General features: G+C 67.7%; 9 protein-coding genes. 6 read left to right on the forward strand and 3 right to left on the reverse strand.

Features of this window, described 5'->3' with window-relative positions; genetic code table 11:
- The 6 genes from VFG33_RS01920 to VFG33_RS01945 form a co-directional block, all read left to right on the forward strand.
- The coding region (locus VFG33_RS01920) for an IucA/IucC family C-terminal-domain containing protein (RefSeq protein WP_325021693.1) at positions 1-622 on the forward strand (622 nt) is incomplete at its 5' end.
- 17 nt (positions 623-639) lie between these two features.
- A complete protein-coding gene (locus VFG33_RS01925; protein WP_325021695.1) occupies positions 640-1,170 on the forward strand; it encodes a GNAT family N-acetyltransferase in 531 nt (176 codons plus the stop codon).
- Entirely contained in the window at positions 1,167-2,459 is a 1,293-nt protein-coding gene (locus VFG33_RS01930) for a lysine N(6)-hydroxylase/L-ornithine N(5)-oxygenase family protein (protein WP_325021696.1), read from the forward strand. Before VFG33_RS01925 ends, VFG33_RS01930 begins: the two co-directional genes overlap by 4 nt.
- A 4-nt stretch (positions 2,460-2,463) precedes the next feature.
- Positions 2,464-4,212: an IucA/IucC family protein gene (locus VFG33_RS01935; RefSeq protein ID WP_325021698.1), complete on the forward strand. Its 1,749-nt coding sequence runs from the start codon at positions 2,464-2,466 to the stop codon at positions 4,210-4,212.
- 160 nt (positions 4,213-4,372) lie between these two features.
- On the forward strand, positions 4,373-4,879 hold the full coding sequence (locus tag VFG33_RS01940; RefSeq protein WP_325021700.1) for a hypothetical protein: 507 nt from the start codon (positions 4,373-4,375) through the stop codon (positions 4,877-4,879).
- Between the two features lie 147 nt (positions 4,880-5,026).
- Positions 5,027-5,965 carry a Mom family adenine methylcarbamoylation protein gene (locus VFG33_RS01945; RefSeq protein WP_325021701.1) on the forward strand — a complete coding sequence of 313 codons (939 nt, stop codon included), beginning with the start codon at positions 5,027-5,029 and terminating at the stop codon, positions 5,963-5,965.
- Between the two features lie 89 nt (positions 5,966-6,054).
- On the opposite strand, the gene VFG33_RS01950 is transcribed toward VFG33_RS01945, so the two are convergent.
- From VFG33_RS01950 to VFG33_RS01960, 3 genes are all read right to left on the reverse strand, one after another.
- Entirely contained in the window at positions 6,055-6,210 is a 156-nt protein-coding gene (locus VFG33_RS01950) for a hypothetical protein (RefSeq protein WP_325021702.1), read from the reverse strand.
- Between the two features lie 341 nt (positions 6,211-6,551).
- A complete protein-coding gene (locus VFG33_RS01955) occupies positions 6,552-8,003 on the reverse strand; it encodes a PfkB family carbohydrate kinase (protein WP_325021704.1) in 1,452 nt (483 codons plus the stop codon).
- A gap of 146 nt (positions 8,004-8,149) precedes the next feature.
- Positions 8,150-9,973, reverse strand: coding sequence for an SCO7613 C-terminal domain-containing membrane protein (locus VFG33_RS01960; RefSeq protein ID WP_325021706.1), 1,824 nt, complete (start codon positions 9,971-9,973; stop codon positions 8,150-8,152).
- Positions 9,974-10,207 lie beyond the last annotated feature (234 nt).

Genomic DNA, 10,207 nt, shown 5'->3' on the forward strand with positions numbered 1-10,207 from the left:
GGTCGCGCCTCGGCCGGGCCAGCTCAGCCGGCTCGGCGTGATGGCTGCGGATGACCCGGCGGCCTGGGTCGCGTCGTACGTCGATCAAGTGCTCGTCCCGATGCTCAGCCTGTACGCCGAGACGGGGATCGGGCTGGAGGCGCACCAGCAGAACACGCTGGTCCGGCTGGACGACAGCGGGCAGGTCATCGGTGGTGCCTACCGGGACAACCAGGGCTACTACCTGGCTTCGTCCTACCTGTCCGACCTCCTTGCTGTGACCGGTCTGAGCGACTCCACCCTTGCTGTGGTCGAGGACGCGATGGTGGACGACCGGCTGACCTACTACCTGCTACACAACCAAGCGCTGGCTGTCGTTGGGTGCCTAGCGGTTGACGGACTCGCTTCCGAGCCTGCGCTGCTCGATGTGGTCCGTGAAAGGCTCGAGGCGGCGTTGCCCGGGCTGAAGGCGGCTGGGCCCGACGGAGACCGCTTGGCCCAGCGCTGGCTCACTGCGGACCGCCTGCCTTGCAAAGCGAACATGCTGACCCGGCTGCGGGGGATCGACGAGGTGGTCGCGCCGCTGGATGCGCAGTCGGTCTACCTGGAGGTACCGAACCCGCTGCGCCTGGGGCCGCAGTGAGGTGTGAGCTCGAGACCGTGCTGCATCTGGACAACGGTTTCGACCTCCGCCCGGCCGCGCCCGGTGATGCGGCGACCATCGCCTTGTGGATGGCCCAGCCACACATCCGGCAGTGGTGGCAGCAGGACTGGTCGGTCGAGCGGTGGGCCCAGAGCCTCGCAGCGCAGTCCTCCGGGGAGCACTCGATCCCCTGCATGGCAGCGCTCGGCAGTGAGGATCTCGGCTACGTAGAGCTCTACCGCGTGCGGTACGACCGACTGGCGGAGTACTACGCCTACGAGGAGCACGACTGGGGCGTGCATGTGGCTATCGGCGACATCACCAGGGTCGGCCGGGGGATCGGGCGCAAGCTGCTCCGCTCCCTCGCGGACGCGCTGCTGCGGGCAGATCCCCGCTGCCGCCGCGTCGTCGCCGAACCGGACGCCCGCAACACCCCGTCGGTGCGCGCGTTCGCCGCGGCCGGCTTCGTCAGCCAAGGGGAGCTACAGCTACCCGAGAAGACAGCACTACTGATGGTCCGGACCCGGACCGTGGAGGCCCTTAGATGACTACCGCCCCGTACGACGTGATCGCGATCGGCTGTGGCCCGTTCAACCTTGGCCTAGCCGCATTGGCCGACGGCGTGGACGACGTGAAGCTGGCGGTGCTGGACAGCCGGCCCGAGTTCACCTGGCATCGCGGGCTGATGTTCGACGACGCGATGTTGCAGGTGTCGTTCCTGGCCGACCTGGTCAGCCTGATCGAGCCGGCCCACCCGCTGTCGTTCCTGTCCTACCTGCGGGACAACGACCGGCTCTACCAGTTCTACGTCCGGGAGAAGTTCCACCCGACGCGACGTGAGTACGAGGCCTATCTGCGGTGGTGCGCGGCGCAGTTGGACTCCTTGCACTTCGGACACCACGTCAGCTCCGTGGTGTGGGACGGCGACGCCTTCGCGTTGACTGTCGACCGTTCAGGCGAGGTCGTGACGCTCCGGGCCCGGCATCTGGTGCTGGGGGTCGGCACTCAGCCTGCGGTGCCTGCCGCGTTGGCCGGACTGCCTCCGGAGCGCTTCCTGCACTCCGCGGACTACCTGTTCCGGCGGGACGACCTGCTGCGCGCCGGCAGGATCACCGTGGTCGGCTCGGGCCAGTCCGGTGCTGAGTGTGCGCTGGACCTGCTGCGGGCGAACGCTTCCGGTGGACCTGCGGTCAGTTGGCTGACCCGTACGCCGTCGTTCGCGCCGCTGGACTACTCCAAGTTGGTGCTGGAGATGACGACCCCGTCGTACGTGGACTACTTCCACGGTCTGGACGAGGCTGCCCGGGACAGGTTGGTGAAGGAGCAGTGGCGGCACTACAAGGGCATCTCGTCCGACACGCTCGAGGACATCCACGACGTGCTCTACCAACGCGACCTCGGTACTTCGGCTGTGGCGCCGGTGGAGCTGCAATGCGGCGTCGCAGTGGAGGCGGCAGTGGCTAGGGCCGACGGCATCGAGTTGACCCTTCGCCATACCGACAGTGGTCGCACCTTCCAGCACGTGTGTGACGCGGTCGTCGCCGCCACGGGCTACAGCAACCGCCCGCTGCCGTTCTTGTCCGCAGTCGATCCCCTCGTAAGCCGGGACGCCGCGGGGCGCTGGGTCATCCACAGGGATCACAGCGTCGACACAGACGATGCAGTCGCAGGCAGGTTGTTCGTCTCCAACGCTGACCTGCACAGCCACGGGGTAGCAGCACCTGACCTGGGGATCGGTGCCATCCGCAACGCGACCATCCTCAACGCGGTCGCCGGCCGCGAGGTGTTCCGGCTGCCCAAGTCGACCGCCTTCACCAGCTTCTCCCTACCGGGCTAGCTGGATGACCTGGAACCGGTGTTCTTCGGACCTGCTAGCGAAGCTGATCTCGCAACTGTGCACGGAGGACCTGCTGCGGCCGGTCGACGGTCGCTTGGAGCTCGGCGCCGCGACGTACACGTTCTCGGCGGTCAGCGGTGCCTTTGGTAGCTACCGGGTGACGCCGGGCTCTGTACGCCGTACCGCTGCGGGGATCTTGGGCAACGACGAGAGCGAGGTCGCTACCGATCCGGTGCAGTTCCTGGTGGATGCCACTGAGGTGCTGGGGACCAGCGGCTCCACAGTCGCCGGGTATGTCGCGGAGCTGTCGAGCACCCTTGCCGCCGATGTGCGGATGGCTTCCAGTGCTGCGCTGAACAAGGATCTGGTCGGGATTCACCACACCCAGTTGGAGGGCCACCTGACGGGCCACCCGCTACTAGTGGCGAACAAGGGCCGCTTGGGCTTCTCTGCCTCGGACAGCACCCGCTACACCCCAGAGGCCCGTACTCCGCTTCGCCTTGTCTGGCTAGCCGTACGCCGTGGTCTCGCGGAGTTCAGGGGGACGCCTGACCTGTCGGAGCATGCTGTGGTCGGGCGGGAGCTGGGCCCGGGTGCTTTGGAGGAGTTCCGCGGCCAACTGGTGGATCCCGATGCCTATGTGTGGATGCCGGTTCATCCGTGGCAGCTCGACCACGTAGTACGGACGCAGTGGGCTCGGGAGCTTGCTACTGGGGAGATCGTGGTGCTCGGGGAGGGGCCGGACGACTATCTGCCGACGCAGTCGATCCGGACGATGGTGAACGTGTCGCAGCCGCTGCGGTACCAGGTGAAGCTGCCGTTGAAGATCCTGAACACGTCGGTGTATCGCGGGATCCCCGAGCACTGCACGCTCGCGGCGCCGATGGTGACGCAGTGGCTGCGGGGGATCTGGTACCGGGACGAGGTGTTCAGCCGGCTGGGTACGGAACTGCTGGGTGAGGTGGCCTCGGTGACTGTGCGGCATCCACAGTTGTCGTCGGCGCCGGGGGTGCCCTATCAGTGGACGGAGACGCTTGGCTGCATCTGGCGGGATCCGCTGGAGCCGCGGTTGCAACCCGGGGAGACGGCTTGGCCGTTGGCCGCAGTACTGCATGTTGATGCGGCGGGGGAACCGCTGGTGGGCGCTCTGATCGCTCAGTCGGGGGCTGATGCGGAGACGTGGGTCGCCGATCTGCTCGCGGCCCTGATCCGGCCGTTGTTGCATCTGATGCACGAGTACGGGATCACGGTGAATCCGCATGGCGAGAACCTCGCGGTGATCTGTGGGCCGGAGGGCATGCCCGCACGGATCGTGGTGAAGGACCTCGTCGACGACGTCAATCTTTCCACTGAGCCGATCGAGGCCCGGGGATCCGAGCCCGACTCGCATGCCCGCGTACTGCCTCGGAAGCCCTGGCACGTCCTTCGGCAGTATCTCGTCGACGCGCTGTTCCTGGGGGTGCTGAACCCGCTGGCCAACCTGCTGGAGGAGGCCGGCCTGCTCGCGCCGGACCGGCTGTGGGGAATGCTTCGAGGCGAGCTCGACCTCTATGCCAGAACCGTTCCGCAGCACGCCGAACGCCTCGAAGCGACCGGCCTCACCGGCGAGACTTTCGCGCGGTATCCCCTCAACGGCTACCGGCTGACCCTGGGGTATGCGGACCTGGACACGCGACCGCCGATCCCGGTCACGGGGCGGATGCCGAACCCGCTGCACCCGGTGCGACCCATCCCGCCGAAACGGCAGTGGTAACCCGGACGGGTGGAGATCGTTGCATCTGTGTGTGCCGCGTCACCTCGCGTCGCACTGTGGACTATGCTCGGCCGCACCTTGCGTCACCTACCGCAGAGAGAGACGTCAGCCCGTGTCGTTGACTGTATCGAGCCATTCCGTCACGTCGTCGGCTCGTCCGGTGAGAGGCCGCCCGGTGCTGCCGGCCTGGTGCGATGACCTCACCGGCTACCGGAAGCTCCTGATGGACGCCTGGTCGGACCAGACGATCCACGAGAGCTTCAAGAGCGCTCCGGGGGACAACGCCACCGCCTCGCGCGGGCAGTGCGGGGTCAGCTCGGCGTGGCTGGTCGAGGTGCTCGAAGAGGCCCATCCCGCCCTGGAGATCTCGTACTGCTACGGCGACCTGATCGCCATCGACCAGGCTGGTGTGGCGCTCGAACGCCATTGCTGGGTCGAGGTCGGCCAGCGGCACGACCCGGCGCGCCTCGTCATCGATCTCACCGGTGACCAGTGGGAGTTGCTGAAGGACCAGCCGGTGCTGTGTCTGCCGCACGACCAGGTGAAGCGGGTGCTGCGGGTCGACTACCGCGTCAAACAGGCCCGGATGAGCCCGCTGCAGCTGAAGTACGACCTGGTCCAGCCCCGCCTCGCCATCCTGAAGGCCAGCCTCCAGGCCGAGCGCTGAGTTCAGCGGGAACTTCCCGGCCCCGCGGGGCCGTCTGATCCGAACCGGTCAGTGCCGACCGGTTCGTCGCTGCGGGCTGCTCCTGCCCGTGGGTACCATCATTTTCAGGGTGTCCTCGACGCCCTCGGCAAGACAGGAGGCGGGAGCTTGTGTGCCCTTGCCGCTGGGGCGGAGATCGCCGCCCTTCCACCGACCGGCTCACCTGCGAAGTTCTCCCTGGAGGAGTGCCGCCGCGGTGATGCCTTCTTCGACGACCTGGTGCGCGAGTTCGCGCTGAGGCATGGCGTCGAGCCACGGGCGCTCGGAGTACGGACGCTGTTGCATCTGCCGCGAGTGGCAGGACACAGCGGCCGGGTGACGCGGCGGCAGCTTGAGACCGAACTGCGGAACAGGGCAGTGGATCTGCGGGCGGACCAGGCGAAGGTGCTGGAGTTGATCCCGTCCGATGCTTATTCATTGCAGGATCTCCGTTTCGCGGAGTACGACGCGCAGGAGGCTGCGGCGATATTCAGTCACCTGCATTATTTACGCAGTGCGCGGGCGGGTTCGCGGAACTTCGCATTGCTGGATCCGGTGCACGGACGTCCGGTCACTTTGTGCAGTGTTTCGCCGCTCGAATGGACCGCGGTCGGCAAGCAGTTGCAGAAACAGTTCGGTGTACCGATGGCGCGGATGTGGGACGTTTCCCGGGTCTATTCCTTCGACGTCGCCCCGAGTAACGCGATCTCCCATCTGCTGTCGAAGGTGCGGACCGTGATGCGCCAGTCGGGTGGGTCCGTCGAACTGCTGACGACGGCGGTCGACCCCAACCTCGGCTTCACCGGATCGAGCTACCGCGCGGCGAACTGGCAGCAGTGGCTGTCGATCCGGCCGCGGCCCTATCTGTACGTCGACGCGCGCTATATGAGTCCCCGGCAACTGCGGTCGACGTTCGGGACCGCCAACCTGGCCGAGGTGCGGATCGGGTCGGGAGCCCTGGTGGAGCAGAGCCGGACGAGGCTGCTGGACTCCGCGATGTTCTGTTGCCGGCTGCGGGGCGAGACGGAGTACGTGCCTGTGGAGGAGCGGCACCGGCTGCGCCGCTGATCGGTCCTCGGGCCCGGTGGAGGACGGCAGAGCGGACCAGGGCACCCGCGTCGATGGGGGTGCGCTGGTCCGCGGAAGTCGGGTAGTTGTCAGCTCGTCATGCCGGTGGCGACGCTGTACAGGCCGAAGCAGAAGATCGTGACGAGCGCCAGCAGAAGCAGAACGAGGATCTGCTTCCAGAAGGAGAACAGGACGACGGCGGTGGTCGCCATCAGGATCAACGTGAGTGCTGCATTCGCAGTCATCGGGATCACCTCATTTCCATTGGCCGACTCGGTGGTGCATTGGCTGCGGTGTGCGCTAGATTGGGTCCCCTTCACCGCGTGTCTTTCTCACTGCTTTCAGTGAACAGCACGGCAATTGGACGTCAATCTTTTTAATTGGCGACCGGTTAAGCGCGTCAATCGGCCGTCGGCCGGGCCCGGTGGACCCGATCGGCCCCGGGTTCGCGACTTTGTCCTGCCAAAGTCCCGCCGCCGCTGCCAATTGGCAACGCCGACGGCGGCAGATCAGGATCGCCTGCCAGTCAGGGGCTCTGACCCCAAGCCGTCCTGCCAACAAGACCTTTGACCGGCAGGTCTTCGGCTCAGTGGTTCCTGCTGCTGACCTCGCGGAGTTTGCGCTCGACCCGGTCGCGGTCGGGCATCGTGGTCTCGTGGGTGAAGTCCTCGGCCGCGCACGCCATCGCCGCCGTCACCCAGCGGGCGACGCCGGCAGTGAACGGGCCGTCGTCGATCAGCTTGGCGGCCAGCGCGGCACAGAACGCGTCCCGGGTCGTAGCCGACTCCTTGAACGGCGAGGCGACCGTCGGCAGCCGGTGCAGATCGGGTGCGACCTGCGAATAGATCAGTCCGCCGCCGTTCTCCAGCAGACACAGCGTGCCGACGCCACGCTCGAGCAGGTGCTCGCCGAGCCGGTCGGGGTTGAACCTCGCCTGCTCGGCCGGGGTGTACCGCTCGAGTTCCCAGGCGTGCGCGACCAGGTAGTCGATCTGGGCCAGGGACTGGCGGGAGATGCCGCCGTCGGGGTACGGCTGGCCCGGCGTGACGATGACGATCGGGCGGGTCCGTGGGTGCGCGTGCGCGATCGTCAGGGTGCGGTGCACGGTGTCCCGCGGCACCTCGAAGGTGACGAGGATGGCATCGGAGTCGGAGATCTGGCGCGACAGCAGGTCGATGTCGCGGACGCTGAGGTTGATCTCGCGGTCGTTGCGCCAGACGGCCGCGATGCTGTCGCCGAGGGACAACTCGAACACGCCCGTCATCGGGGTCCGGGCTCCCCGGACGATCTTCAGCAGCGAGGTGTCGACGTTCTCCGACCGCAGGTACTGGACGATGTCCTGGCCGAAGTGGTCGTCGCCGAGCGCCGCGACCAGGCTGACCTTCAGGCCGAGCCGGGCCGCGGCGACCGCCTGGCTGACCCCCTTGCCGCCTGGCGACAGCAGACAGTCGCTCGCCTGCGTGGAGGTCTCATGCTGCGGGATCACCCTGGTCCGGAAGATCACGTCCGTCACCGCGCCGCCGATCACGATGACCCGTCCGGTCGGCTGGGTCCGGGCCGGCGGGGGCCTCGGCTCGTCGTTCTCCGCGGCGAACAGCGCGTAGTCCTCGGGCCGGAGTAGCTGGCGGGCGAGTTGCCGGAGTACTTCGGCTTCGGTGGTGCCGCGGAGGGTGCGATCGCTGGGCGGCTCGGTCGGCTCCAGGCCCATCGCGAGTTGCAGTCGTCGCCAGTGGGTCAGCAGGGTGATCCGGCGCCGGCCGAGCGAATCGGCCCGCAGCGACTGGATCACCTTCTCGTCGAGCTCGTGCTGGGAGTAGACATCGGCCAGGACTCCGAGGCCGAGGATCGCGTCGGCGACGATCCGGTGGGTGCCGTCGGTGGTGTCCCGGACGGACTGGGCGATGATCTGCAGCGCGGCCACCGCCGGATCGATGTCCTGACGTTGGGCGTGGGCCTGGACCACGGGCAGTCTTAGCAGGGAGGTGACGCCCTCTTTCCTGGCGTCCTGCAGGCGGGACAGCACCAGGCCCTCACGCATCCGGAGCTTCTCCAGCGCATGGGTCAACACCACTGCCTCGGATGAATCCGATTCCTCGCGGTTGGCCATTCGCCCCCCGGCGCTGCAGTCGTCAGTCCAGCCACCAGTATGAAGGCGGTGAGCCGCGACTGCAGCCTGTCGGAGTGTCAGCGGAGGTTGGTGAGCCAGCGGGCGGCTTCCTTGGCCTGCTGGAGGCGGCGTTCGTAGGTGGCGCCGACGGCGAGCAGTACGGCGCCGGCCAGGGCGAGGGTGATCCAGCGGGGGATCAGGGGAGCGACCTCGACGAACTGCCAGAGGCCGATCTTGGCCAGTACGGTCGCCCCGATGATGAACGGTGCTTGCAGGGTGAAACGGACGCCGATCAGGATCACGGCGAGCGCGGCGGCGATCACCAGCGTGGTCCGTACTACGTCGTTGCCGTCGGCAATCAAGGCGGACGGGGTCAGGCCGATCAGCAGGCCCGGGCCGAGGAAGATCCAGCTGGACTGGTCGCGCCAGCGGAGCAGGCCGATCGCGAGTACCACAATGGCCGGCGGGACGGTGAACCACTCGATCGTGGTGGCGCCGCTACCGAGTACGAAGGCTGTGTTGGCGGCTGCGAGCAGGAGTCCGGCGATCAGCAGCGCTTCGCGCCGGCCGGGTCGCATGCCGTAGGCCATCAGCGGCGCTGCTGCGATGGTCAGGACTATGCCGGTACCGGTGTCGGGGGAGACCATCGCGATGATGAGCTCCGCGAAGAAGACGGCCGAGGTCGCGGAGACCAGGAGAGCGCGTTCTGGGGCAAGGCCGCTGTAGCGGGTGGCGAAGGCGATCGAGCAGGCTCCGACGACGGCCAGTGCGATGCCGCCGGTCCAGTACTCGAAGTAGCCGTCGGCGAGGGTGAGCAGGATCGCGACCTGGGCGGAGAGGCTCGCAACGGTGGCCGCGGTGGTGAGGTCGACGCGCCTGCGCCAGGCGGCGAGCGGGGCGAGAGCGGAGACGATCGCCGCGATCAGGCCGAGTTGGAGGACGTCGGCGAAGATCAGACAGACGAACAGGTTGACCGAGACCACGGTGATCGTTGCCGCCTGCAACATTGCTCTGGTCGTCGCGTGGGTGGTGGTGCGGGGGCGGAGGAGGTCGGTGAGGACCAGGGCTGTTGCGAGGGCGGTGGTCAGCCAGCGGCCGGCGGTGGGGATCTGGGGCAGGAACGCGGCGATGGTGAAGGCGGCGGCAGCGGTGCAGATCCAGACGCCGGCGGTCGGTGGCAGAGACGCGGGGAGCGCTCTCTTGCGCAGTAACAGGATGCCGGTGGCGGCGGACAAGCAGATGACGCCGGTTGTCGCGAGGGCTGCGGAGAAGTCGGCGATGGAGAGGCTGAAGAGGTCGTCGGCGGCGTACCCGAACTCTGAGTGGTGGTGTGCGATCAGGGCGAGGAAGACGCGGCCGGAACCGATGATCAGGATCGCCGTGAAGAACAGGGCGGAGCAGATGGCGCCGGTGGTGCGGACGACCTTGGTGCCTTGGCCGGACCACAGCAGGGTGATGATGACCTGGAGTAGCAGCCCGAGGAGGTAGAGCGGGACGTCGACGCGCTCGGCCAGGAGGAGGGGTAAGGGGAGTTGCCCGATCAGGACTGTTGCTACGCCGAACGTCACCACGGTGGGGGCGAAGCGGGTCATCAGCAGGTTGACGGCGGCAACGATCGCGGTCGCGGCGGCGGCGTAGGTGATGCCGTCGATGGAACTGGGGGAGATGAGGCCGAGTTCGCGGATGCCGTACAGGTCTACCGCCAGGAGGCCGGTGCCGAGGATGGCGAGGGCTTCCGCAGTGCCGGTCAGCTTGTGCTTGGCGGCCGGTACGGCGCCGGCCAGGGCGATCGCGGCGAGCGTCGCCATGATGGCGGCCTGCAGGGTGATCGGCAGGCTGTCCCACGTGACGGCCAGGAAGGTCACGCCGGCCGCAAGCAGGAGCAGAACTCCAAGGCTCAACAAAGTTGCCTGCGGGCTCAGATGCCGCCGCGGACGAGGCTCCCGCCGAGGCTTGGCATACCGCGGCGGAGCAGGAGGCGGCAGGCGATCACCAGGCAGCGCAGGCATCGGGGTTTGCGAGGTGGACGGCCGTGATGCCGGAGGCTGGGGCGGGGTGGCGGTGATGCCGCGTGAGGGCGGGGCGGGGTAGGCGCGTGCAGGCGAGGCAGGGATGGATCGGCTGGGGCGGGGAGA

The sequence above is a fragment of the Kribbella sp. genome, from assembly GCF_035687465.1.
Lineage (GTDB): Bacteria > Actinomycetota > Actinomycetes > Propionibacteriales > Kribbellaceae > Kribbella.